This window comes from Halomonas litopenaei (genome assembly GCF_017303055.1).
GTDB classification, from domain to species: Bacteria; Pseudomonadota; Gammaproteobacteria; order Pseudomonadales; family Halomonadaceae; genus Halomonas; species Halomonas litopenaei_A.
The window spans coordinates 65,005-88,339 of the sequence record NZ_JAEKJT010000006.1 but is presented as its reverse complement, the minus strand read 5'-3'; the positions used below and the strand labels follow the sequence as shown (position 1 = coordinate 88,339).

Below are 23,335 nucleotides of genomic sequence, written 5' to 3'. Positions count from 1 at the left end.
CGCGCTATGTGATGCCCAGCGTCAGTCTCAAGGAAGCGCTAATCGCCTGCTTACGTCAGGACCACCGCGGCGGCCGTTGGCTTCAGCGATAAGCTCAATGTGGTATCGCTCGCTCTGCGTCCGTCTATGACCTATGACCAGGGTAGAGAGCTGGTTGAGCATGCCGAGATCACGCGATAAACCGGTGCAGCGATCTACTTCGCTGACCCGCTTAGCCTATGGCAGCGTGCCTCCAACGAGAACGCAAAGGGGGGCGGCAGGATCTGCTAACGGGGACGGGCCTCTCCGCTTACAGCCAGGAAGAGCCCGATGATATCGTCGATTTACTTAATACCAGGTCTAGTGCGCATGTAGTTTAAGATATCCAGGGCTGTTGGGGATCACTGCGGCTTATTCCAGCGATGTCGGACAACGTTGCGTGCAGCTCGAGTAGACGTGGGGGGCTGTCTGGAAGACACTGGCGGTACCACTCGCATGGAGAACGCACGAATGCATAGGCGTCGGCTGTCGGGATTACTTTTGGGAATTGGCACGGTCGGATTGGCGGTGGTGCTGTCGCTTAACTTGTACACGGCGTTGAACGCGCAGTCTCTCAACGGATTGCCGTGGTACTCCAGTGAGTGGTGGACGCGCTGGTTTCCTTCGTACCTTTCTTGGATAAGCCTTGTGGCCATTGGCCTGCTGCTTCGTTTTTTGCCTTCATCAAGACAGGCTCGCTAGCGCTCTAGATCGGCACTGGGGTTCTGGGAGGGGGCTCCTGTGCTCGCCTCATTTTTTAGAGGGCCGCGACCATGTCTCAATGTCTAGGCGCTGAGCCGTACTTGTAGTTTGATCCGTCGCTGTGTCTTCGACGCTAGGCAGCTTTCCTCACTACAGGAGAGCCGGGGCCCTTTGCATGGTTGCAGGAATGCGAGCGTACGGGCCCAGTGCTTGCCGTGGGAGCCCTTGCAGAGCCCACCCGGTATGCTATGTGGCACGCAATCATTGAACACATCTATGGCAAGCCAAACTTCGGGTGGCGGCAAGAGTGTTTCTAGTCAGCCGATTGTCATTTTACGTATCTTTCCTGGTCGTTCGCTTCAGCTCACTGCAAACGAACCGAGCAGTCAGCCATGCTTCTGGAAGAGGCTGATTAAACCAGATATTTGCTCAGTCAGGGTTGGCCTAATGAGTTAAAAAGGCTTATGGTGAGAGTGACCCCTGAGAATGATACTGGCAATCGCGTAATGTGGCGCTCGCCACTAGTTTTCCGGATCAGGCATACGGACGCGTCCCGTTTCAGTCTGTCCGAGCTGGCCTAGGTTGGCAGGCCTCGAGAATATGCAGAGAACTGCTGTGAAACATGGGAATAGGTTGCAGGTTTCGACTTGATGCTCCTATGTCGGACGATGGGAACCGGGGGCATTCTAAAATTCTTTGAGCCAAGGAGTGGAGTCGATGTACACATACAAGATGCAGCAAGTTCCGCCGAACATTTCGATTGAGTCGAAAGGGCAGAAAGGCAACGAAGCAGCGGCTTATCTAGAGGCTGTAGTCAACGAGCAGGCTCGCAATGGTTGGGAGTTTCATCGTGTTGATCCCATCGGTGTACATGTGCGTCCGGGATGCCTAGCGTCGCTGTTTGGACAGAAGGCTGATGAAACAACATATTACGTCATTACCTTCCGTAAGCCTGCCGAGTGACACTCTGTGTTTCTCGTAAAGGCTTCTGTTGGGCTAGTGAAACTATATCAGCGTATAGCGCCTCGCCGCCTGCGGGATGCTTGCTTGTATGAGCCGACTTGCTCGACTTACGCCATCCTTGCACTACGCAAACACGGGTTTTTGAAAGGCTGGTCCCTGGCCGCGCGTCGAATTATGTCCTGTCGGCCGCCTAATGGCGGAAAACACACTCCTTGACCGACATGAGCAGCCCTTCTTAACAGATGCCTGATGGGCTAGTGATGGCTTCAGGATGATTGTTAAGGTAGGCTTCGCTAATGTAGCGAAGTGCCATGGGGATGGTGTGGATGAAGACCCTCTGTGGGTAGTGGCTTCGACAGTAGTTGGCTTGCCGACCTTAGAGCGTTGGACTGCCCGCTTTCAGCTTGGTGTTGATACTGTCCACTGCATCGCTGGCAATACTGTCTGGGCTGGGCTGGGCTGGGCTGGGCTGGGCTGGGCTGGGCTGGGCTGGGCTGGGGTTGGTGTCGGAGATATCGACAGTTTTAGCGCGCGAGGCGCGGGTAGCTAAGCCACGAATTCGACGGCGGCTTCCTTCTTTGATGAACATGCGCTTGCTTCGGATTGAACGCCAATGCATTTATATGCATGTGTCAGAGGGACTGGAGGAGTCCGTGTGACGATCCATGAGCGTCTCAAGGAAGAGAGGCTGCGTTTGATACTATCTCAAGATGAGTTCGCGCCCGAAAAGTTCAAAGCTATTAGCTGTAGCCATGTACGACATTGAGGTCGCTGTCGGTGGTGGCCGTTAGCTCAAGCGGGAAGAGGTCAAGTCCACGCTGTAGTCCCCACCAAACAGCTCGCCGCCCAGGGCCTCGATCCGGCCCGGGTGGTCGGCGTCAAGGTCCGCAGCGACTCGATGGACGGCACTCTGGCCGACGGCGACTGGGTGCTGGTGGTCCGCAGTAGCCGCGATCCGCACCCGGAGGGGGCTGCTGCTCGTCAGTGGCGAGGTGCGCATCAAGCGCGAGCTGCGCGTCGCAGGCGGCGTCTGGCTGCTTATCAGCGACAACCTGCGCTATGCGAAGGAATTGATCAAGTCGCAGGATACGAAGGACGTGGGGAACCTGGGTATTTGTGAGATTCGGCTTGGGCGAGTAAATTGATAAGAAATGGTTGAGACTGATTTTTATGGAATTGAATAGTATTTTATGGGGTGATGATAGCGCTGAGAAAGATGAGAATCTTCTCTCTTATTTTGTTGATACCGACAGTTATGGTCGACTTCTCAGGAAATCAAAATTTTTAGTTGTCGGTCGGAAGGGGTCAGGAAAAAGCGCTCTTAGGAAGAAGTTGGCAAATTCTTTCGATCAGCAGAAAGGTATTCATGTTGTTAATATTACTCCTAGCTACTCATCAATAAGAAATATTGTTAATGAAGAGTCATTTAGTGAAGGATTTGGTGAGGAGATTTTCTTTCAGCATAGTTGGTTGAGGCAGATAATGCTGGATAGCCTTTCCTTGCTTGGCCATAAAGCAAAAGGTAAGTACACCTCAGATAGCATGGAGTTTGCCCGAGGGATTTCGGTTGAGCTGAATAGAACATCCAAGGATTTAGTTGAAAATATTTCGGATATTTTGACGAGAGTCAAAGTTAAAGCCGGAAAGTTAGGTGATCTGGGGCTTCAACTAGAGAGAGAGCTGAGAGCAGTCGCAGAAGTTGATGCTTTAGAGCATCATTTGAGATCAATTGCTGAGTCAGGAGCTGAGATTGTCATCATGGTTGATGATCTTGACCTCGGCTGGGATAACTCTGACGTTTCAAATAATATGCTGTTGGGGCTACTCGCAGCAAGCTCTTATCTGATGGCTCTTTCTAGGAATATTCATGTTTTCGTGTATCTTAGAGAAGATGTTTATTCAATTTTGATGAGCAGAACTCAGCACTCTGATAAATATCGAAACATTGAAAGGATTAGATGGTCTAAAGCATCCTTAGTGAACCTCATTGAGCGAAGAATTATTTTTAATATGAAGCAGTCTGGTGAGGAACTCTCAGATAGACCATTTTTAAAAGTTTTTCCTGAAACTGTAGGAACACATAATACAGATAACTGGCTTGTCGAAAGAACTCTTTCAAGGCCAAGAGAACTTATCCAGATGGCTAGGTTCTACACTGAGGGACTTCACGGTGATAAGCCTGATAGTGAAACCTTGAAGGCTTGTGAGCCTACTTATTCATCTTGGAAGCTTGATGACTTGTGCACTGAGTACTCGAATCAATATCCGAATCTTTCGACTATTTTTTCGTTCTGGAAAACAAGATTCTTCAGGAATAAGTACCATCTTAAGCGCGAAGAAGTCGACGAAATGCTGTTTCAGATTTTTACTGAAGCAGAAGTTAATCAGTCATGGTTTAATGATATTGCCGATCAGGCAGATTTTGAGAGTTTTCTTCATATATTGTATGAAATTGGTTTTATAGGTGATTTTGTCCAAGGCGGTCAGGGAGGTAGTAAGACATTCTTCTCATACTCAGATCGACATGAACCAAGATTTGAGGAGGTGCAAATACATCCTTGCTTTAGAAAATCTGTCAATACAGTGGAGAGGATGAGGTGAGTCTTCTTGATTAGTTCCTTCTGTAACTTTTTTGGTTTTTTTGACTGTACATTGGAGTCGATGGAATGATGAAGGTAACAAAGAAGTGAAGTGCCCTTCTCCCAAGCTGCACAGGCAATAGCGCAGCTATCGGGAGGGTGAAATCAGCAACGAACCTCCCGTCGACCCCTGAAAGGTGAACGACGAACAGGGATACTCAAAAAGCTGTGGTTACTGACATCTTGAAAGGCAAGACCACAGCAGCTGAGGTGGCCCGCCAATACGATTTCACCGCCTCCTAGCTCTGAGATGGATCGATAAGCTCTAGTGCAGTGTGAAGACCGGGTCAGAAGTCGTTGAAGGATGTCAGCAAGCAGCACGACGCTGCACGGCGGTAGATCGAAGCCGAGCAGGCCTGTGGCCATTGGCGCCCGGCCGGCCAAAGGGTTGTATGCTCCCAGGTGATAGACGGGCGGGAGCCGACATCAACTATCAGGCGGGAAGAATGTAAGCGCCCTGTGCGATGGCGCAGGGCTCGCTTTCGCTGTCATCCATCCACACCGATACGCTGCCGATCATGGTTCTGCCTCCGCTCTTGTTGAGGTCGGCCCGGGCGATGATCCGCTGGCCGACAGCCGGCGACAGATAGCGAATCGCCAGGTCAGAGGTCAACGCCATGGCCTGTGGCGTTTCACGGCCAGCAGAAGCCAGAAACCACAGTGCCGCGTCTGCAGCGGCAAACAGGGCAGGGCCACACACATAGCCACCGGGCCGCAGGTCCTCTTCTCGGACCTCGACCGTAGCAATGGCGTGCCGCTCGGCAAGTTCGAGACAGGTAAACGGACAGCTTGGCCAGTGTGTTGCCAGCATGCGGTTAATATCGTCGGCGGTGGTCATGGCGGTGATCTCATTGTGAGGATAATTCTGAATAGCGCCTACGATACACACTGGCCAAGGGCTGTCACTATGGCGTCGCTACACACCTTCAGCGATGAGCCACGTCGGGTTGAGTTCAAGTGCGCACATCGGAGGAAAAGCGTGCCGCATTTTCTTTGAGGAACTCGCTTTCGTCGGCGTCACCCCAGAAGGCGGGCTGTGCCTTAGGGATGGTCAAGGCCTTCTGAATCTGGGGGCGCGCATCGAGCCGCTCGAACCAGGCCTTCAGGTGGTCGAGACCGTCGACCGACACCTTGGCCCAGACGTAGGCGCGTGCCCAGGGATAGGTCGCCATGTCGGCGATGGTGTACTGATCCCCCGCCAGCCACTCGCGGCCTTCCAGGCGGGTGTTCAGGACCTCCAGCAGGCGACGGGACTCATCCACGTAACGCTTGATGGAGAAGGGTTCCTGCTGGCCGTTGGGGGCGGCGATGCGCTGGAAGTACATGGCCTGGCCCATCATCGGACCGATGCCCCCCATCTGGAACATCAGCCACTGTAGCGTTTCGCTGCGGGCCTTGGCCTCTCTGGGCAGGAACTGGTCGTACTTCTCGGCCAGGTACCACAGGATGGCGCCACTCTCGAACACGGCGAAGTCGTCATTGCCTCGGTCGACAATGGTGGGAATGCGCCCGTTGGGGTTGAGCTTGAGATAGTCGGGCGCCTTTTGCTCCTTCTTGCCGAAGTCGATGAAGGTCAATTCGTAGGGCACCTCCGCCTCTTCGAGAAAGATGACCGGCTTGTAACCGTTCATGGTGGCAGCGGTGTACAGGTGAATATCCGGCAGTGACATAGGGAACGTCCTCATGGGGTAACGCGATGTAGGGCGTTGCTCGCCGGGCCCGCTACCCTCGTGCATCGGGCCCGACGCGCATTTCCTGTTGCCTGTGGACGGTCACATCTGACGGTCCCAAAGGCTCTCCTGGTAGCGCTTTACGTCTTCCTCGAATCGTGCGGGATGCACATTACGGAAGGCGTGCTCGTCCAGCGGGATGAGGCGCACCATCTCATCGATCATGGATGAGGGATCAAGCTGAAGATCGTCCCCGGCGAACAGTTGCTGGGTCTCTCGGATCGGCGCCTCAGGGGTGAAGTTTGTCTCTGGGTCGTACCACTGGTCGAGAGTGTCGTACATGCGGTCGTTGAAACCGGTGCGGAAGGGGCCCGGGTTGATGGTGGCGACCTTCACGCCCAGCGGTGCCAGTTCTTCGTGGAGCAGCTGGGAAATACCTTCCAGGGCATGCTTGGACGCGACATAGGGCGCGAGGTACGGGAAGGTAGTGAAGCCGGCGATGGAAGATACCAGCACGATCTTGCCCTGGCCGCGGCTGGCAAAGGTCTTGGCGTAAGGCTGGACGAACTCGAGGGTCGAGAAGACGTTCGTCTCGAAGACCTTGCGCACGCGCGACACGGGGATTTCGGCGATGGGGCCGGTCTCGCCGATCGCCGCATTAGCCACCACAACATCCACCTCGGCGCCGTAGCGCGCAAAGATGCTGTCGCGATCCTGAGCATCGGTGATGTCGAGCTTTTCGACCTCCAGGCGAACCCCCAGCTGCTGCGCCTTCTCTTTCAGGGCCGATACCTGTGGCCAGATCTCCGCCGTGGCAATGACCCGGTGTCCTTGCTGCGCCAGTCCCAGTGCGGCACCTTCCGCCAGACCGCTGCCGGCCCCTGTCATCAGAATGGTTTTCATCGTCTCTCTCCTCGAGATAAGTGGGGTTACGCCAGGTCGTCGCGATCCAGGCGTTCGAAAATGATGGCCTCGACGGAAGTCGCGCCAACGTTGGTCACCTGGTGGGCCCAGGCCTCGTTATGCATGACGTCCCCTGCTACCACGTCACGCTCTACGACATCGCCACTTTCCAGCGCGATGCGCAGGCGGCCGGCAGAAAGGAAGTAGACGATCTCTTCGGGATGGCGGTGAGGCGCATCAGCGGCGCCGGGGGCCATGGTCATGTGTACCAGGCGTGTCTCACCGGTGTTGATGAGCTCGCGGTAGAACTCCGGAGAGGCCTGGTCGGCCAGCGGAACCGGGTGCCCAGCGTCAGGCCATTGAGGTGTTGTCATGGGGTGTTCTCCTGAAGGTGACGGAGGCATCAGCCGAAGACGCGCTCGAGGTGGGCATCGAAGCGTGCGAGGTCGCTATCGATGTCGGGGTTCTTCATCACGTCGAAAGCGCCGAAGGTCGGCAGTGGGCTCATGTCGAAGAAGCGTGCGTTCAGATGCACGGGGGCGACCAGGTCATCCAGCGACTTGCCGGCGAAGAAAGGTTCCTCGGGGTCATCAAAGGCTTCGGCCGGGGCGTTAAGCGTGACGCTGAGCATGTACTGTGTGCCGGTGAGAGTACCGCCAAGACCGTAGTTTTCTTTCGGTTTCTCGGCGGTGCGACCGTCGCCGTTGCAGAAACGGCCGTCCATGCCGGCGGTGTAGACCTCATCCATGTACTTCTTGAAGGACCAGGGCACCATCATCCAGTTGATCGGGAACTGCATGATCACGACGTCGGCCCACTGGTGGTCTGCAATGGCTTGATCGACGTCATACCCTTCGGCGATGCGACTGACGCGCACCTCGTGGCCCTTGCTGGAAAGCCAATGACGAGCGCGCTCAGCCAGGCTGTCGTTGAGTGTGCCCTTGGCAAATGGATAGGGCTGGTGACCGTTTATGATCAGTACGTTACGCATAAAAACCTCCGTCTTGAGTGGCAATGAGTCATGGATCTGCAGGCTCTTCAGGAGTTAAGATGAAGCGAGCGGTATATAAAAACAACTAGTATACTTTTGGTAACCTGGCTGCTGGACAGCAGCGTGACATCCCGGCGGACGTGTTGACGCCTTATCAGAGACGTCTTGGAGGCGACGCGCTGGTGGAAGGCGCCCTGGTAGAGGACGCCCTGGTAGAGGAGAGCGGCCAAGGCGCCGTCAACGCCACGATTCGAGCGGGGGCTGGGTAGGTACACAGGAGATAGGAAAGTGGAAGCGTCTGTGACGGAAGATTCGAAAGGCCGGCGTCGTGTCGCGTCGCCCTGTCTGGAGCCGTGTGCCATCGAGAAGGGCATGCGAATTCTCGGGGGCAAGTGGACAGGGTCCTTGCTGTGGCACATCAACGAAGGGCCGGTGAGGTTCAATGACCTTGCTCGCATGGTGGGGGGCGCCAGCAAGAAGATGATCACCGAGCGCCTGCGTTTTCTCGAGACAAAGGGGCTGATCTCCCGGCACGTGCGCGAGACGTCGCCGGTTGTGGTCGAATACGCGATCACGCCACTTGGCGAGACGGCCATCAGGGTGCTCGATGAACTGCGTGAATGGAGCGAGTCATTGCCGGAAGGGGTCGTGGACCAATGATGAGGGTGTCTCCGGGCCGCTCTCGCGGGGTGTCGGGCGTTCCCACCGCACGCTCCGGGACCCAGGGCGAGGCACGTCAGTGACCAGAATGATCCAGTCGGTGTCGCGCAGCTTTCTGCTGCTCGAGGCGTTGCGACGCGCCGACAAGCCGCAGACATTGGCCCATCTCAGCGCTGAGGTGGGCTTGGGCAAAACCACCGTTCACGGGTTGCTGAATACCCTGGTGGCATTGGGCTACGTCCGGCGCCTGGCCGAGGGCTACTGGCTTGGGTTGCGTCTTGACGAGCTGGCTGAGCCATTGGCGCAGGAGCGTGAGCAACTGCGTCATCATTACCGCGGACTATTGGAAGAAGCCGCGGCGCTGAGTGATGAGACGGTCTATCTGGCCGCGCCCTGCGGCAGCCAGCAGTACCTGTATCTCGAGGCCGTGGAGGGACGACAGCCACGGCGTGTCCAGAGCCCGCGAGGACGCCGGGAGTCGCTGCGGCATTCGGCGATCGGGCATGTCTTCCTGGCCAACGATGATGACCTGCTACGTCAGGTCAGGCGTACTGGGCCCCTGAGTGATGCCTTGGAGGCTCAACTGCGTGAGGTCAGCCTCCAGGGCTTTGCACTGGACCTTGAAGCCGTGGAGGCAGGTCTTTGTTGCCTGGCGATTCCGCTGCGCCAGCGCGGCGATTGCGTGGCCGCATTGGGCATGGCGGGTCCCTCATCGCGCTGGACGCAGGCGCAGCTGAGCCGGTTGGCGAAGCAACTTCTAGCGCGATGACCCTCCTGTACTCCTCGCCGTTCGACATTGTCGAATCTTGATCGGCATCCGCCGCTCCCCCCTGTGCCTGCCTGCGCGGCATCGGCATGCTCCTCATCGCGTCGACGACGACGCTGCTCTTGTCTGTATTCATGAGGAGAATGACATGCACCTTGATGATACCCATCACGTGATTGCAGGGATTCGCGAGGCTGCTGCCGCTGAAGGGTTTGCCGTCTCGCTGGCCATCGTGGACGCCAGCGGGCTCCAGGTCGCCTTCGAACGCATGGATGGCGCGGTTCCCGGCAGTATCGATGTCGCGATCAAGAAGGCGCGCACGGCCTCGCTGTTTCAAGCCGACAGTGCACAACTCGGTCAGATCGCCGCTCCCGGCGAGGCCGTCTATACCCTGGAAAACACCAACGGTGGCCTGATCAGCTTTGGCGGCGGCGTGGTACTGCGCGATGCACAACAGCGCGTGGTCGGGGCCGTCGGTGTAGCCGGCGCAACCGTTGAACTGGACGAGACCCTTGCCCAGCTGGGGCCGCGCCTGATGGCACGGGAGGCGGCATGATGCGCGGCCAGCATCCTGCCGTGCTGGCACTGGCGGTGGCTGCCTTTGCCATCGGCATGGCGGAGTTCATCGTGGTCGGGGTGCTGCCCACCATCGCCAGTGATCTGGGCGTCACCCAGGATCGCGCCGGTGCCCTGGTGAGTGGCTATGCACTGGCCCTGGCGATCGGTACGCCGCTGCTCATGCTGACCTTGTCCCGCTTCCCGCCGCGTAGGGTGCTGACGGGGCTGATGGCGCTCTTCCTGGTCGGCAATCTGTTGGCGGTCATCGCCCAGGACTTCACCAGCCTGATGCTCGGCCGAGTGATCACGGCCGTGGCACATGGCGCCCTGTTTGCGCTAGGGGCGACGGTGGCCAGTCGGCTGGCGCCACAAGGGCAGGCAGGTAGTGCCATTGCGCTGATGTTCTCGGGGCTGACGCTGGCCATGGTGATTGGTGTACCTGTCGGAAGCCTGCTGGGTAACGGCGTGGGGTGGCGGGTCCCCTTCGTGGTGATTGTGGTACTGGCGAGCATGGCGCTAGTCGCGCTGTGGCGCTGGGTGCCGGCGCATCTGGACGCCCAGCCGACAGGCAGCTGGCGAGAGCAGCTGTCGGCGCTCGGCCATCCGGTCATCGTGGTGACCATGGCGCTGACGGCGGTGGGCTTCGGGGCGACCTTTCCGCTGTTCACCTACATCAGTCTCTGGCTGACCGAGCAGTCGGGTTTCTCCACGCATATCGCCAGTGGACTGCTGATCGTCTTCGGTGGCGCGACCCTGGTTGGCAACCTGATGGGCGGTCGCATGGTCGGCGCCATGGGCTGGCGGCGCACGGCCGCCTGGCTGCTGGTCGGATTGGCGGCGATCCTGGCGATCATCCATGCCTGGGGAGAGATAAGCGCGTTGATGCCGATATGGCTGGCGGTGTGGGGTGCCTTGGCTTTTGGTCTGTCGCCCGCGTTTCAGTCAGGCATGCTGGCGTCTGCCGAACAGCATCGGCCGCGGGCGGTGGCCTTTGCTTCGGCGCTTAATATCTCGTCGTTCAATATCGGTATCTCGGCCGGCTCCGCCGTGGGGAGTGCGCTGGTCGCAAGGGAGGCGCTGGCACTCACGCCACTGGCCGGAAGCGGTCTGGCGGTGCTGGCGCTGGGCATCCTGTGGCTTCAGGGCAAGGTGAACCGCTCTCGTGTTGTCGAGGCGGCGGCGTGATGGAGTCGCCATTTCGCCCGCCCCCGCCCCCTTGGTGAAGGGGCGGGGGCGGGTATGTTCTTGATCGTTGCGCCTTTATCACGCGTCGACTGGGTCGATCAAGCGAATGTCGGCATGGGTGACCCAGTCTGCCGTGGCGTCGCGAAAGCGCGCCATGTGCGGGGTATCCATGTGGGCTTCCAGTGCCGCACGGGAGGACCAGGTTTCGATGACGGTGACCGTATCGCTACGCGCGGTGTCGTCATGGGTCAGGCCTCTTGGGGCGTCGATGGCCGGCTGATAGCGCAGGCAGCCCTCTTCCTGTTGAACCGTTGGGGCTACCTCAAGCAATGCATCCAGCACGTTCTGGGCGTTGCCCGGGGTTGTGGTGATCGTCGCAATGACCCACAGCATGGTGACACTCCTCTGGTCTTGATCTGGTGGACGGGCCCCGGCCGGTTTGTCGGGGCCGTAAAGCGCTCAAGGAAGCGCGGCATCAATGCCTGCACGGATGAGTCGCTGCGTCGTCCGCTGCTCGAAGGCCCTACCTGATCGCACAGAGGCTTCGGATGCTGGGCTTCGGGCGCTGACGCGTCGTTCCGCACGGCTAATGACGGCAGCGTTTGCTCAGGCTTCGGTGGTCGAGAACAGCGCGAGCAAATGTTCGCGATATTCGGCGACATGGGTATCGATCGCGGGCACCTTGATCACGTCGTTGGCGAGGTAGGTGGGCAAGCCTTGCATGCCGAGGAACTCCATCGCCTTGTGGACCGGGAAGTAGACGCCGTCGACGCCCTTGCCCTCGAAGAAGTTGCCTTCCTCATCGAAGGCTTCTCTGGGCGCATTCCAGGTCAATGACAGCATATAGCGGCGCCCCTGCAGCAGACCGCCACTGCCGTACTGGAGAGACGGATCCTTGCGCGAGCGACCGTCGCTGGCGTAGAGGCTGCCATGGCCTTCGGTCAGTACTTCGTCCAGGTAGCGTTTCACGATCCACGGCGGTCCCATCCACCAACCAGGCATCTGCACGATGATGGTGTCCGCCCACAGCCACTTGTCGATTTCGGCCTGAAGGTCGTAACCCTCGTCGATGCGTGTCTCCTGAATCTGGTGACCCAGCTCAGCGAGGACGCCTCGGCCCGCGTCATGCAGAGTGTCGTTGTAGCGGCCGCCGGAGTGAGCGAATGCCTTGCCGCCATTAAGCATCAGAATGTTCATTGACTGCCCGATTCGTCTAAAAATGGTCACGCGGTACAGTGGGGGCTCGTGCAGGCTCGGACAATCGGTATGAGTGCAAAACACTTTCTCGCTAATGATGTTGCACGTTGGCGCCAAGAAGCAGCCAAGAACTGACGGCAGGAGACCCGTGAGCGCTGCGGCATGATCGGCTGACCGTAAAGCGAGAGGAGGAAGTCGAAGAAGAGAGACAGCAGATCAGCAGGATCGAGGAGAGAGGGGAGAGAGGGGAGAGAGGGGAGAGAGGGGAGAGCGAGATAGTGCGAGAGAGAGAAAGAGCGAGAGAGGGAGAAAGAGCGGGAAAGAGGAAAGAAGGGCGAGATGATCGGGGCGAGCAGCTAAGCGAGCGAGGCCACTGAGCAGCCACGGGCAGCCAGCGCTGCCCGTGGATATGCCGTGCTCTATCAGCCGAGGATACCCTGGCTGCGCAGATAGTCGTCGTAGCTACCGCTGAAATCGACGATGCCATCGTCCTTCATTTCGATGACGCGAGTGGCCAGCGAGCCGACGAATTCTCTGTCATGGCTAACAAAGATCAGGGTGCCGGCGTAGTGCTCCAGGGCGAGGTTCAAGGCCTCGATGGACTCCATGTCCAGGTGGTTGGTGGGCTCGTCCATGACCAGCACGTTGGGATTTTGCAGTGACAGCTTGCCGAACAGCATGCGGCCCTGTTCTCCACCGGAGATCACCTTGACCGACTTGCCGATATCATCGTTGGAGAACAGCATTCTGCCCAGCGCCCCGCGTACGATCTGCTCGCCAGACGTGGTCCATTGTTGCATCCACTCAAACAGCGTCTCGCCACCCTCGAAGTCGGCAGCGTGGTCCTGGGCGAAGTAGCCCACCTCGGCAGCGTCGGTCCATTTGACCTCGCCCGCGTCGGGCTCCATCGAGCCGACCAGGCAGTTCAGCAGCGTGGTCTTGCCGATTCCGTTGGGGCCGATGATGGCAACGCGTTCACCGGCTTCGATGCGCAGACCAAAGCGCTCGAACAGCACGTTGTCATCCCAGGCCTTGGTCAGCTCCTCGACCGCCAGGGCATGGCGATGGATCTTCTTGTTCTGCTCGAAGCGAATGAACGGGCTCACCCGAGATGAGGGCTTGATCTCATCCAGCTTGATCTTGTCGATCTTGCGCTGGCGTGAGGTGGCCTGCTTGGCCTTGGAGGCATTGGCCGAGAAGCGGCTGACAAACTGCTTGAGCTCGGCGATCTCCGCCTTCTTCTTGGCATTCTCTGCCTGCAGACGCTCACGAGCCTGGGTGGCGGCCGTCATGTACTCGTCATAGTTGCCGGGAAACAGCTGCAGTTCGCCGTAGTCCAGATCCGCCATATGGGTGCAGACGCTGTTCAGGAAATGGCGGTCGTGGGAAATGATGATCATCGTCGATGAACGCGCCCTGAGCACATCTTCCAGCCAGCGAATGGTATTGATGTCCAGGTGGTTGGTCGGCTCATCCAACAGCAGCACGTCGGGGTCGCTGAACAGCGCCTGAGCCAGCAGCACGCGCAGCTTCCAGCCCGGTGCTACCACGCTCATCGGTTGATCATGCTGTTCGAGCGGAATGCCCAGGCCCAGCAGCAGCTCACCGGCACGCGCCTCGGCGGTGTAGCCATCGAGCTCGGCATAGCGGACCTCCAGGTCGGCCACCGCCATGCCATCTTCTTCGCTCATCTCCGCCTGGGCATAGATGCGCTCGCGCTCCGCAGCCACCTTCCACAGCTCTTCATTGCCCATGATCACGGTATCGATGACGCGTTCGTCCTCGAAGGCAAACTGATCCTGGCGCAGCTTGCCCAGCCGGGTGGTGGCGTCCTTCATGACTTGACCGCTGGTCGGCTCCAGGTCACCGCCAAGGATCTTCATCAGGGTGGACTTGCCACAGCCATTGGCCCCGATCAGGCCGTAGCGGTGCCCCTGTCCAAACTTGACAGAGACGTTTTCAAACAGCGGCTTGGGGCCAAACTGCATGGTGATGTTGGCGGTAGAGAGCACGGCAGGGAATCTCGCGGAAGCAGCATGAATGTGAGACTTGGGCCGGCACGACAGGAGGCTTCGACCAAAGTGGATCGCGCATTGTACGCGTCCGACCCGGGGGGTATCCACTCGGTGAGCGCCCAGCGCTGCCTGTCCGCAGCGTCAGGGCTTGCATAGCCGTATGTCAGGCAGCCAGAACTGAAAAGCCCGAATCCGCAGGGATTCGGGCTTGTCGCATCAGCGACGGGACAGACGAGAACGTGGTCGATAGGGATCGCCCGGCTCGCGGAACAGCGATAGCAGCACCGCAAGGGTCATCACCAGAATGACGACGCTGACCGGCAGCGCCGCTGCGATCAGTGCTGTCTGCAGCGCAGAGAGCCCGCCAACAACCAGCAGCACCGCCGCCACCAGGCCGATGATGACGCCCCAGAAGACGCGGAACAGCTTGGGCGGATCGTCATCGCCTAGGGATAGAATGGTGGTCAGCACCAGGGTGCCCGAGTCTGACGAGGTGATGAACCAGCTCATCAGCAGGAACACCATCATCGCCGACAGCACCCAGCCGAATACGCCGGAGCCGACGATACCGTCTGCGGTGGCAAACAGCGCCGAAGGCAGGTCCCAGGCACGCACCATGTCCATAATGCCGGCGGAGCCGGCGCCACCGGCCGCGTTCAACTCCTGATGGATCGCATTGCCGCCGAAGATGACCAGCCAGATAAACGCCAGCAGGGTCGGTACCAGCAGCACACCGAGCACGAACTCCCGCAGGGTGCGGCCTTTCGAGATGCGGGCAATGAACAGACCGACAAACGGAGCCCAGGCGAGCCACCAGCCCCAGTAGAAAATGGTCCAGGCCTGTTGCCATTCGCTGGTGCCTGCCTTGTCGGCATACCAGAGCCCCATCGGAATCACTTCGGTGGCGTAGTCGGCCAGCGTCTCACCGAAGGTCTTGAACAGCCATAGGGTGGGCCCGCCGAACAGGAAGATGCCGATCACCACCGCCGACACCCAGATGTTGAGCACCGAAATGATACGGATACCGCGCTGGACACCGCTGACGACCGAGATGATCGACAGGGTCGAGATGACCGCAATCAGGGCTAGCTGAGTGGGCAGGCCATCACTGATGCCAAACAGCTTTTCCAGTCCGACGCCCATCTGGCTGACCCCGAGCCCGAGGGACGTGGCGACGCCAAACACGCAGCCCAGTACCCCGAAGATGTCGAACAAGTGGCCAAGGGGACCAAAGATGCGATCGCCGATGAACGGATAGAGGGCAGACCGCAGCGCCAGGGGCAGTCCCTTGCGGTAGGCAAAGTAGGCCAGCGACATGCCGACGATGACGTAGATGGCCCAGCCGTGCAGGCCCCAGTGAAAGACGGTGACGCGTAGCGCATCGATGGCGCGCTCGTGGCCGATCTCGGTGGCCCCGGCCATGTCGGCATGGGGGTTGTTGGGATAGCCGAAGGCACCGGAGTTGTCGAGATAGAAGATCGGTTCGGCAACGCCAAAAAACAGAATGCCGATGCCGATACCCGCCGAGAACAGCATCGAGAACCAGGCAAAGTTGCTGAATTCCGGGCGGCTGTCATCGGTACCCAGGCGGATATTGCCGTAGCGACTGCAGACAATAAAGGCACAGACGACGAGCAGCGCGACCACGGAAATCAGGTAATAGCCGCTGAAGGTGCTTTCGATCCAGGTGCGGGCGGTGCCGAACACCACGCTTGCCGTGTCCGAACTAAGGCCGGTGAACAGCACAAAGAGCAGAATCAGCGCACCAGAGGTGATGGTCATGCCGCGGTGCATGCCCTGGAAAGGACCGCCCTGGTCGAGCTCTGTGACCATGTAGTCGGTGCCCATCACCGCATGGGGATTGTCGTCGGGGGGAGAGTCGGAAGACGCCGTGCTGGCGGCTGCCGTGGAGGGTGAATCTGAAGTAGCGATAGTCTCGTATCCTCTTGAGCCGGGCCACGGGCCGGCGATCCCGCTGTCACTCCAGCTACGAGCGACCTCGTGGCGCGAAGACTGAGAGCAAGTCATCGTGCCTGGACGTTGGCGAATGGGACGCACCAAACCTGCTCTCGCCTGCATGGGAAGCGAGGGCCGGTGCGCTGTCGCAAACGCCAGCAATGCTGGAAAGAAGGTGGCGTCGGGCCACCAATGCGTTGCATATCATACACTTTTTAGTGGCGGCCGTGGCGCAGGACATAGCTTGACGAGACGTCTCTGGGTGCGTCGACGCTACGTTTAGCCTCAAGCGCTCCACCATCGCTGCGCGTCATGGGGCCCGGGAGAACTGCCCCGGCGCTTCGGGTGCGGGCGCAGTTCATCCCTCTAGGAGTGGGTTGACAGTTACATTGCCCCCTACGAGTAGGCTATCGCTGGCTGAGTAGCTTCAAGTTATTGCGAAGCTCCTGTGGCACATCTTCGATCAATACGAGAGTGACCTCTTGCTCCCCACCTTGTGTACTCGTGAGACTGTCGCCCAGATAAGTGTTTATCTCATCCGGGGTCAACGAGTACATGGCCCCTGTTAATGGGTCAACGATTAACCAGCCAATCAATCCCCCAAAAATTAAGTTGCCTCCTACATACCAGCCGTTGGCATGGCTGGTAATCTCTATAGAGCGACTCTGAAAACCATCTTTACTGATGGTGACGACATAATCCTTTCCGCCAAAGTAGGAGCCGTCAGCCTTTTTGAGCGTTACACTGGTTGGCGTGCTTCCCTCGAAGACTTGCTGCCCCTTTTCGTCGACGATTGTAATGTCTGCATGGGTTGGAGCACTGTTGATGGTGATTGCCTGATCGCGATCACCAACGATACTGGCACAACCACTGAGCATCATGGCACTTGCTACAGCAACAGATAGTAGGGTACTCGTTCGTTTCACTTGGCGTTACTCCCGTGCGTAAATATTCATATCATTCAACAGAACGTTTTTATTTATTATTGAAGTCTGATGGTATGAAGCCCAACTGATGCCATCAAGCGGTCACTGTAATCTTGCTGTTCATTAGCGCGCGGGAAATAGAAAACCTTGCCGTATATCAGAGGTTGAGAAGGAACTTCTTAGTCAGAGGAGAGGAGTCGCTCACCGCAGGCGCAGGGCTCTCGACTCATCGGTGCGCCGCTTGACCCGGCCCGGAAGGTCATTTACGTTGCTAGTACCAACTAAACTACCAAAGACCCAATGTCTCTCCATAGCGATAGCACCCAAAAAAGCGACAGCGACAACTCCCGAGACCTCCCTAGCGGCGAGAACCTCGATCGGGATGCCCGAGCGCTCTATGACGCGCTCAATCAGTTGATTCGGGTCCACCAGTTTCGAGATCGAGATCGCATTTGCGGCTATGACCTTTCTGTGGCCCAGTGTTATGCCCTGGAGACTCTGGTCCATCAAGGGCCATTGCGCCTGCAGGGGTTGGCTAGCGAAATGTACCTGGACAAGAGCACGGCGAGTCGCGTGGTGGACGCCCTGGTCCGCAAGGGACATGTCGACCGGATCGCCGATCCGGCGGATCGACGTGCCGCGCTGATCCGGCCTACAGTGCAGGGAGAAGCGTTGTACCAGACGATTCGCGCCGACCTGATCGCCGAAGAGCGGGCAATGCTCGAAGGGCTCACTCCGGATATGCGTCGGGCGGCGCTGACCCTGATACGGCAGTTGACCCAGGCAGCGCATCGGCGCTGTGGTCCAGGGCCTCGGCCCTGAGTTGTAATGAGGACGAGACCTGAGTTTTTTTGTACGGATTGTTGGTACTGACAACTAATGTCGGATGTGAGGGCGCGTCCGCCAAGGTACCACTCTCTCAAGGAGCGATAGATGAATCAGACAAGTGGCAGGATCGCGATCATCGGAGGCGGTCCTGTAGGGCTTGCCGCCTGCGCCCACGCGCTAGCGCATGGACTCGATCCGCTGGTTATCGAAGCGGGCAAGGGCGTCGGTGAGCATCTGCGGCAGTGGGGGCATGTGCGAATGTTCACGCCCTGGGAATGCAACCTCGACGGTCATGCTGTCGCCTTGCTGCAGGCCTCCGGATGGCAGCCACCTGGCGGCAATGCCTGCCCGACCGGGCAGGAGCTTGTGGATCACTATCTGGAACCTCTGGCGAATCTGCCCGAGTTCCGAGACCGCGTGTACCTGCAAAACCGCGTGCTGGGAGTGAGTCGGTCCGGTATCGATGTGCTGAAAGACAAGGGGCGCTTCGAGGCGCCGTTCGTGCTGAGGATCGAAGACCCCGATGGCGAGCGGGACCTGTTCGCCGATGCGGTCATCGATGCCTCAGGTACCTTTGGCCAGCCCAATTGGATGGGAGCGCACGGTATGCCAGCGCTGGGGGAGGCGCGACTGGCACAGAGGGTGACCTACGGACTGCCATCGGTGCTGAAGGAGGGGCGTGATCGCTACGCCAACCGGCGTGTACTGGTCGTCGGAGCCGGGCATTCGGCCTTCAATCTGCTACGTGATCTGGCTGAGCTCGCCAAGGCGGCTCCGGACACCAGGGTGCTGTGGGCAATTCGTGGAGATTCACCGGCCAGAATGTTCTGCGGTTGCGCCGACGATCCTCTCGAGGAACGCGGTCGGCTGGGGCTTGAGGTCCAGCGTCTGGTGAGCGATGGCAGGATCGAGGTCTATCCCGGGGTCAGGATCGAGCGACTTGAGGAATGGGCCGATGGTCTGGTCATCCAGGGGCAAGGGCATGGCTTGCCGCCGGTGGACGAGGTAGTCGTCGCTACCGGCTTCCGGCCAGATCTGTCGCTGTTGTCTGAGCTTCGCCTCGAGCTGGATCCCGCCACCCAGAGCCCGGTTCGTCTGGCGCCATTGATCGACCCCAACGTACATAGCTGTGGCTCGGTGCCCTCCCACGGCGCCGAGGAACTCCGTCATCCGGAGCAGGGGCTGTTTATCCTGGGCATCAAGAGCTACGGCCGTGCTCCCACCTTTCTGTTGAGGACCGGTTACGAACAGGTGCGCTCGGTGGTCGCAATGCTGGCGGAAGGAGCGGCACGAGGTAGCTTCGGCCATCGATAGAGCGACGATGCTTGCGAGGATAGCGAGGCTAGGGTACGTGCCCGACCGCATCGATCTGTCTGACACAGCCAGCCCCCGGTAGTTGAAGAATTACTTACCAGGGGCTGGTAGGTCCGGCGACGGTGTTTCAGGCGGTGGTCACTGGCGCCGAGCGTTGCAGCGTCAGCAAGGTGTCCTCGTCGCGCAGCCGGTACAGGGTGTAGCAGGCCGCCAGCATCGGCAGGGCGGCGAAGAACAGCATATGGCCAAAGGGATCTGTCACCATGGCGGGAATCGTCACCAGCGTCGAGATGCCGTGAATGGCGAGCACGCCTGCGTACGTCATGCGCTTATAAAGGCCCGCCACGAACGCCAGGATCAGGGCTAACTCCAATGCGCCGAGCACCATCACCACGGCGGTGTCCACGCCCGCGACGCCGAAGTACTTGTCGATAATGCCGCTGCCCTGGGCGGGGTTGATGAATTTGCTTAGCGTCCACACCAGTAACACCAGGAAGATGCCGACACGCATCGCCAGCAGCCCGCCTTTTAGTCCTGACATATCTGTTTCCTCTCCTTTCCTGAGATCATTCCGCACGGCGGCGGTCACGAGATGGTCGTCATGGCACCCCGCTGGCAACCTGTCGCGAATGCGCAGCTGCACAGTCGAGGCCGCGCCGGTTTGCGTCGGTCGGTGTCGCAAATCCTTACAGACCTTGTCGGCGAGCATGATGCTGGGTCGGGTAAGAGGCGGAGAGAAACGCTGTGAGCAGGGCTGTATGCATGTCTGTAAGTAGGGCAGGGCTGAAGCTGGGGTGTATCGACGGGGGCTGCTCGAGAGTCCGGGGAAGCCTGGCGATGGCCTTTTCTGCTCGCCGCCTCTGCTTCCCCGGTCGTGCTGCGTCAGTCCAGACAGGCGATGGCGCCGCTGACCAACGCTTCGATACCGGTACGCAGGGTCACGGGGTTGCCCGGGAAATAGTGGGGAGAATGCGGCATCTCCAGGTGCCGCATCTTTTCTGCCACCGTGCGGCCCGGTGTCGCTGCCCAGCGCTCTGCAGGGGTGGCGCCGAAGAACCAGTAGGCGCAAGGGATATCGTCGCCGCCGAAGTCGCCTGCCTTGGCATCACCGAAAAGCGGAAAGTCCTCGCTGCCGTTGAGTCGGTGCATGTCGTAGAGCGCGTCCTGGCCGAAATGCTCGCCATGGGCGCGGCGAAGGCGTTCGACCAGGTCCGTGTCGTTGTATAGCGCGATGGTGTCATTGATCACGCGAATATCCGGCGGGCGTGGACAGCGCCCAGCGTCGCATTCCGCGCGCACGATGCGCTCGATCGCTTCGATCAGCTGGCGGTGCAGGCTGTTGTCGAAGCTGCGGATATTGATGTCCAGCTCGGCATGGTGAGGAATGATATTGGCCTGGGTGCCGGCGTGCAGCCGGCCCACCGTGACCACGGCGGTCTCTTCCGGCGGGACTTCTCGCGACACGATGGTCTGCAGCCGGGTTACCACATGGGCGGCAATGACGACCGGGTCGATGGTGTGAGCTGGCATCGAGCCATGGCCGCCAGCGCCATGAATAGTGATCGCCAGATTCGAGGCGGCCGCCATGGCACGTCCGGCAATGTGCCCGACGTTGCCGGCCAGTGCTGGCATATTGTGCTGGCCGAGAACGATATCCGGGCGCGCGAAGCGGCGATAAAGCCCATCCTCCAGCATCGCCTTGGCCCCACCGAAGATTTCCTCGGCGGGCTGGCAGATCAGCATCAGGGTCCCTTGCCACTGGTCGCGCATGGCGGCCATCACCGTGGCGGCGCCGACGATGCAACTGCTGTGCAGGTCATGTCCGCAGGCGTGCATCAGCGGCACGCTGCCGCCGTCAGTGTCGGCGGTATCCGTGCTGGCAAACTCGACACCGGTGTCTTCCTTGATCGGCAGTGCGTCCATGTCCCCGCGCAGCATCACGGTGGGGCCTTCCCCGTTGCGTATCAGGGCGACGACGCCCGTGCCGCCGACGCCACGGGTGACCTCCATGCCTGGGGTGTCCCGCGCTACTGCCTCCAGGGCGTCGGCCAGATGAGCGCTGGTCTGATGTTCCTGAAAAGGCAGCTCCGGGTGCTGATGCAGCTGACGGTAGAGCGAGCCGATAGTCTCAAGCGTCTGCTCTGCGTGGGCGCGGATAGCCTGACTGAGGTCAGCGCTGATGTGAGTGGTCATGGGTACGTCTCCTTGTGTGTGTCACATCAGTTGGCGAGGGATGTGGTGTCGGCGGCCGGCTGGATGAAGCGCTGACAGGCGGTGACTACCAGCACGTTGAGCAGCATGGTCCACAGGCCGGAATGCCAGCCCAGTGGCGAGGACCACACGAACTCCATCAACAGGTAGGCAACGCTTCCCGCCATGGCGCCTGCCAGGACGCTCAGGCGTCGTAGTGTCGGCAGGAAGACCGCGCCCATGACCATGGGCAGCAGCTGGACGATCAGCCCATAGGCGACAAGCAGCATCATGACCAGTGATGACGGGTTGGCCAGCGCACAGGCGTAGGCGACCAGGGACAGCCCCACCACACTCCAGCGGGTGGCGCTGACCACGGTCTTTTCACTGGCGCCGCGCATGACCGTCGGGCCCAGCACGTCTCTGACCAGTACGATGCCCGCGGTGTGGGCCAGGTTGGCCCCGGTAGACATGGCGGCGGCCAGGGCGCCAGACAGCATCACACCGATGACCCAGGGCGAGTAGTCGGCCACGTCAAGCACGAGCTTCAGCAGCACCGTATCCGGGCGCGCCAGCGGTTCCTCGGCAAACACGATAATGCCCGCAAAGCCGATGAATAGCAGAGGTACCAGTAAGTAGGCGTAGAGAGGATAGAAGACGCTGACCTTGCGTAACGTGCGACCGCTGTCAGCGGAATAGAACTTCATGAACAGATGCGGCCACATGGCGCCGCCAAAGGCACTGACGAGGATCGCGGTGCTGAAGTAGCCCCAGCCCATGTTGGTGGCGCCGGGCAGGGTCAGGTATTCGGGAGCGCTCTCCTGGATCTGGCTGAACATCTCGCCGACCCCGCCATAGAGGCGCTCGGAGAGGCTGATACCCAGGTGCCAGGCAATCACGATCATCATGATGCCCTGCAGCAGGTTGGTCCAACCGATGCCCTTGAGGCCGCTGGTGAAGACGTAGGCAGCGACCACGATAAAGGCGAGCAGCGCACCAAGCCACAGCGGCACCAGGCCATCGGTGGCGGCCTGGAACAGCATGCCAGCCCCGGCGATCTGGATGGTCAGGTAGGGCACCATGGCGGCGACGCCGATGATGCCGGCGATCATGCCGAGAGGTTTGCTGCGGTAGTGATGGGCGATCATGTCGCCCTGGGTCAGGTAGCCCCGCTCTCGTCCCAACTTGGCGACCCTTGGGCCAAGCACCCAGATCGAGATCGGCACCAGCGCCAGATAGGCCAGGATATAGAGGGCTGGTGCGCCCCTCTCATACGCCCAGCCGGGGGTGCCAAGAAAGGCGAACGCCGAGAAGATCTCGGCGCCAAGGATAAAGAACAGAATGATCACCCCGACGTGGCGACCACCGGCCACGTAGCCTTCGAGGCTGGAGCTGTGCTGACCACGGGCGCGGATGCCCACCCACAGCACTACGCCCAGGTAGGCGAGGGTAATACCGACGACGATGAAGGCATCATTCATGGCGATCCCCTCCGTGTCGCACCACAAAGGCGATCCACATGCCGGCGAACAGAATCAGCATCCACAGGATGTACCAGAAGAACAGGAACGGCAGGCCCAGTACCATCGGTTCAATGCGGTTGGCGATCAGCGCGCCGGGCCAGATCATGGCGAGCGAACATACGGCGAAGTGCAGCCCGGTCAACAGGTGAAAGGTCTTGGTCATGGAAGGTTCCTTGGCCTTGGGGGACGCTGGGAGGTTGTTGCGGACGAGCGTTTCCCGGTGCCGCCGGCGGGCGGTTATTGAAATTGTGCCTTTACTATGGGATAGCTCTTTCGATACCAAAAATATGGCTTTTTGATAGCAGCGATATCGATATGGCATGGGAACGGG

23 protein-coding genes and 1 pseudogene are annotated in these 23,335 nt (G+C 59.4%); 10 read left to right on the top strand and 14 right to left on the bottom strand.

Features of this window, described 5'->3' with window-relative positions:
* Positions 1-63: 63 nt before the first annotated feature.
* The 4 genes and pseudogenes from JF545_RS19965 to JF545_RS13000 form a co-directional block, all read left to right on the top strand.
* Positions 64-338: pseudogene (locus JF545_RS19965) on the top strand (IS30 family transposase); the annotation flags it as partial.
* Between the two features lie 1,099 nt (positions 339-1,437).
* Positions 1,438-1,683: a DUF4177 domain-containing protein gene (locus tag JF545_RS13010; protein WP_206942715.1), complete on the top strand. Its 246-nt coding sequence runs from the start codon at positions 1,438-1,440 to the stop codon at positions 1,681-1,683.
* Between the two features lie 6 nt (positions 1,684-1,689).
* Entirely contained in the window at positions 1,690-1,899 is a 210-nt protein-coding gene (gene yidD, locus JF545_RS13005; RefSeq protein ID WP_206942714.1) for a membrane protein insertion efficiency factor YidD, read from the top strand.
* A gap of 954 nt (positions 1,900-2,853) precedes the next feature.
* The gene (locus tag JF545_RS13000; protein ID WP_206942713.1) at positions 2,854-4,284 is read left to right on the top strand and encodes a P-loop ATPase, Sll1717 family; all 1,431 of its coding nucleotides are present in this window, start codon (positions 2,854-2,856) and stop codon (positions 4,282-4,284) included.
* A gap of 471 nt (positions 4,285-4,755) precedes the next feature.
* Here JF545_RS13000 and JF545_RS12995 read toward each other — a convergent pair whose 3' ends face one another.
* From JF545_RS12995 to JF545_RS12975, 5 genes are all read right to left on the bottom strand, one after another.
* The gene (locus tag JF545_RS12995; RefSeq protein ID WP_206942712.1) at positions 4,756-5,160 is read right to left on the bottom strand and encodes a PaaI family thioesterase; all 405 of its coding nucleotides are present in this window, start codon (positions 5,158-5,160) and stop codon (positions 4,756-4,758) included.
* Between the two features lie 115 nt (positions 5,161-5,275).
* Positions 5,276-5,992, bottom strand: a complete 717-nt coding sequence (locus tag JF545_RS12990; RefSeq protein WP_206942711.1) for a glutathione S-transferase family protein — start codon at positions 5,990-5,992, stop codon at positions 5,276-5,278.
* A gap of 102 nt (positions 5,993-6,094) precedes the next feature.
* The gene (locus JF545_RS12985; protein ID WP_206942710.1) at positions 6,095-6,895 is read right to left on the bottom strand and encodes an SDR family oxidoreductase; all 801 of its coding nucleotides are present in this window, start codon (positions 6,893-6,895) and stop codon (positions 6,095-6,097) included.
* Positions 6,896-6,921: 26 nt separating this feature from the next.
* Positions 6,922-7,269: a cupin domain-containing protein gene (locus JF545_RS12980; RefSeq protein WP_172977712.1), complete on the bottom strand. Its 348-nt coding sequence runs from the start codon at positions 7,267-7,269 to the stop codon at positions 6,922-6,924.
* 29 nt (positions 7,270-7,298) lie between these two features.
* The gene (locus tag JF545_RS12975; RefSeq protein WP_206942709.1) at positions 7,299-7,886 is read right to left on the bottom strand and encodes an NAD(P)H-dependent oxidoreductase; all 588 of its coding nucleotides are present in this window, start codon (positions 7,884-7,886) and stop codon (positions 7,299-7,301) included.
* Positions 7,887-8,174: 288 nt separating this feature from the next.
* On the opposite strand from JF545_RS12975, the gene JF545_RS12970 reads away from it, so the two are divergent.
* The 4 genes from JF545_RS12970 (at position 8,175) to JF545_RS12955 (ending at position 11,055) form a co-directional block, all read left to right on the top strand.
* Complete coding sequence (locus JF545_RS12970) at positions 8,175-8,546, top strand: winged helix-turn-helix transcriptional regulator (RefSeq protein WP_206942707.1); 372 nt, start codon at positions 8,175-8,177, stop codon at positions 8,544-8,546.
* Positions 8,547-8,634: 88 nt separating this feature from the next.
* Complete coding sequence (locus JF545_RS12965) at positions 8,635-9,315, top strand: IclR family transcriptional regulator (RefSeq protein ID WP_242520874.1); 681 nt, start codon at positions 8,635-8,637, stop codon at positions 9,313-9,315.
* Between the two features lie 145 nt (positions 9,316-9,460).
* Positions 9,461-9,868, top strand: coding sequence for a GlcG/HbpS family heme-binding protein (locus JF545_RS12960; protein WP_206942702.1), 408 nt, complete (start codon positions 9,461-9,463; stop codon positions 9,866-9,868).
* On the top strand, positions 9,865-11,055 hold the full coding sequence (locus tag JF545_RS12955) for an MFS transporter (protein WP_206942700.1): 1,191 nt from the start codon (positions 9,865-9,867) through the stop codon (positions 11,053-11,055). Before JF545_RS12960 ends, JF545_RS12955 begins: the two co-directional genes overlap by 4 nt.
* 78 nt (positions 11,056-11,133) lie before the next feature.
* On the opposite strand, the gene JF545_RS12950 is transcribed toward JF545_RS12955, so the two are convergent.
* The 5 genes from JF545_RS12950 to JF545_RS12930 all read right to left on the bottom strand — a co-directional run bounded on the left by JF545_RS12950 (position 11,134) and on the right by JF545_RS12930 (position 17,149).
* Entirely contained in the window at positions 11,134-11,448 is a 315-nt protein-coding gene (locus tag JF545_RS12950) for a putative quinol monooxygenase (RefSeq protein ID WP_206942698.1), read from the bottom strand.
* A gap of 213 nt (positions 11,449-11,661) precedes the next feature.
* Positions 11,662-12,252 carry an NAD(P)H-dependent oxidoreductase gene (locus tag JF545_RS12945; RefSeq protein ID WP_206942696.1) on the bottom strand — a complete coding sequence of 197 codons (591 nt, stop codon included), beginning with the start codon at positions 12,250-12,252 and terminating at the stop codon, positions 11,662-11,664.
* 422 nt (positions 12,253-12,674) lie between these two features.
* Positions 12,675-14,264 (bottom strand): ABC-F family ATPase, encoded by a 1,590-nt coding sequence (locus JF545_RS12940; protein ID WP_206942694.1) that lies wholly within the window; start codon positions 14,262-14,264, stop codon positions 12,675-12,677.
* Between the two features lie 219 nt (positions 14,265-14,483).
* Positions 14,484-16,295 (bottom strand): BCCT family transporter, encoded by a 1,812-nt coding sequence (locus tag JF545_RS12935; protein ID WP_242520861.1) that lies wholly within the window; start codon positions 16,293-16,295, stop codon positions 14,484-14,486.
* A gap of 335 nt (positions 16,296-16,630) precedes the next feature.
* The gene (locus JF545_RS12930; RefSeq protein WP_224851778.1) at positions 16,631-17,149 is read right to left on the bottom strand and encodes a hypothetical protein; all 519 of its coding nucleotides are present in this window, start codon (positions 17,147-17,149) and stop codon (positions 16,631-16,633) included.
* Between the two features lie 300 nt (positions 17,150-17,449).
* Here JF545_RS12930 and JF545_RS12925 point away from each other — a divergent pair, with 300 nt between their 5' ends.
* A complete protein-coding gene (locus tag JF545_RS12925) occupies positions 17,450-17,971 on the top strand; it encodes a MarR family winged helix-turn-helix transcriptional regulator (protein WP_206942693.1) in 522 nt (173 codons plus the stop codon).
* 111 nt (positions 17,972-18,082) lie between these two features.
* Positions 18,083-19,291: an NAD(P)-binding domain-containing protein gene (locus JF545_RS12920; RefSeq protein WP_206942691.1), complete on the top strand. Its 1,209-nt coding sequence runs from the start codon at positions 18,083-18,085 to the stop codon at positions 19,289-19,291.
* 127 nt (positions 19,292-19,418) lie between these two features.
* Here JF545_RS12920 and JF545_RS12915 read toward each other — a convergent pair whose 3' ends face one another.
* From JF545_RS12915 to JF545_RS12900, 4 genes are all read right to left on the bottom strand, one after another.
* On the bottom strand, positions 19,419-20,000 hold the full coding sequence (locus JF545_RS12915; RefSeq protein WP_242520860.1) for a hypothetical protein: 582 nt from the start codon (positions 19,998-20,000) through the stop codon (positions 19,419-19,421).
* A 173-nt stretch (positions 20,001-20,173) separates the two neighbouring features.
* On the bottom strand, positions 20,174-21,484 hold the full coding sequence (locus tag JF545_RS12910) for an amidohydrolase (RefSeq protein WP_206942689.1): 1,311 nt from the start codon (positions 21,482-21,484) through the stop codon (positions 20,174-20,176).
* A 26-nt stretch (positions 21,485-21,510) separates the two neighbouring features.
* The gene (locus JF545_RS12905; protein WP_206942687.1) at positions 21,511-22,962 is read right to left on the bottom strand and encodes a sodium:solute symporter family protein; all 1,452 of its coding nucleotides are present in this window, start codon (positions 22,960-22,962) and stop codon (positions 21,511-21,513) included.
* The gene (locus JF545_RS12900) at positions 22,955-23,167 is read right to left on the bottom strand and encodes a DUF3311 domain-containing protein (RefSeq protein WP_206942685.1); all 213 of its coding nucleotides are present in this window, start codon (positions 23,165-23,167) and stop codon (positions 22,955-22,957) included. Before JF545_RS12900 ends, JF545_RS12905 begins: the two co-directional genes overlap by 8 nt.
* Positions 23,168-23,335: the final 168 nt, after the last annotated feature.

What these genes read in the sequence shown, in the direction of transcription:
- JF545_RS12950 (WP_206942698.1), bottom strand. Translation starts at nt 11,448, where the DNA reads ATGCTGTGGGTCATTGCGACGATCACCACAACCCCGGGCAACGCCCAG.
- JF545_RS12945 (WP_206942696.1), bottom strand. Translation starts at nt 12,252, where the DNA reads ATGAACATTCTGATGCTTAATGGCGGCAAGGCATTCGCTCACTCCGGC.
- JF545_RS12910 (WP_206942689.1), bottom strand. Translation starts at nt 21,484, where the DNA reads ATGACCACTCACATCAGCGCTGACCTCAGTCAGGCTATCCGCGCCCAC.
- JF545_RS12935 (WP_242520861.1), bottom strand. Translation starts at nt 16,295, where the DNA reads ATGACTTGCTCTCAGTCTTCGCGCCACGAGGTCGCTCGTAGCTGGAGT.
- JF545_RS13010 (WP_206942715.1), top strand. Translation starts at nt 1,438, where the DNA reads ATGTACACATACAAGATGCAGCAAGTTCCGCCGAACATTTCGATTGAG.
- JF545_RS12955 (WP_206942700.1), top strand. Translation starts at nt 9,865, where the DNA reads ATGATGCGCGGCCAGCATCCTGCCGTGCTGGCACTGGCGGTGGCTGCC.
- JF545_RS13000 (WP_206942713.1), top strand. Translation starts at nt 2,854, where the DNA reads ATGGAATTGAATAGTATTTTATGGGGTGATGATAGCGCTGAGAAAGAT.
- JF545_RS12995 (WP_206942712.1), bottom strand. Translation starts at nt 5,160, where the DNA reads ATGACCACCGCCGACGATATTAACCGCATGCTGGCAACACACTGGCCA.
- JF545_RS12925 (WP_206942693.1), top strand. Translation starts at nt 17,450, where the DNA reads ATGTCTCTCCATAGCGATAGCACCCAAAAAAGCGACAGCGACAACTCC.
- JF545_RS12990 (WP_206942711.1), bottom strand. Translation starts at nt 5,992, where the DNA reads ATGTCACTGCCGGATATTCACCTGTACACCGCTGCCACCATGAACGGT.
- JF545_RS12900 (WP_206942685.1), bottom strand. Translation starts at nt 23,167, where the DNA reads ATGACCAAGACCTTTCACCTGTTGACCGGGCTGCACTTCGCCGTATGT.
- JF545_RS12915 (WP_242520860.1), bottom strand. Translation starts at nt 20,000, where the DNA reads ATGCTCGCCGACAAGGTCTGTAAGGATTTGCGACACCGACCGACGCAA.
- JF545_RS12965 (WP_242520874.1), top strand. Translation starts at nt 8,635, where the DNA reads ATGATCCAGTCGGTGTCGCGCAGCTTTCTGCTGCTCGAGGCGTTGCGA.
- JF545_RS12980 (WP_172977712.1), bottom strand. Translation starts at nt 7,269, where the DNA reads ATGACAACACCTCAATGGCCTGACGCTGGGCACCCGGTTCCGCTGGCC.
- JF545_RS12985 (WP_206942710.1), bottom strand. Translation starts at nt 6,895, where the DNA reads ATGAAAACCATTCTGATGACAGGGGCCGGCAGCGGTCTGGCGGAAGGT.
- JF545_RS12920 (WP_206942691.1), top strand. Translation starts at nt 18,083, where the DNA reads ATGAATCAGACAAGTGGCAGGATCGCGATCATCGGAGGCGGTCCTGTA.
- JF545_RS12975 (WP_206942709.1), bottom strand. Translation starts at nt 7,886, where the DNA reads ATGCGTAACGTACTGATCATAAACGGTCACCAGCCCTATCCATTTGCC.
- JF545_RS12905 (WP_206942687.1), bottom strand. Translation starts at nt 22,962, where the DNA reads ATGAATGATGCCTTCATCGTCGTCGGTATTACCCTCGCCTACCTGGGC.
- JF545_RS12960 (WP_206942702.1), top strand. Translation starts at nt 9,461, where the DNA reads ATGCACCTTGATGATACCCATCACGTGATTGCAGGGATTCGCGAGGCT.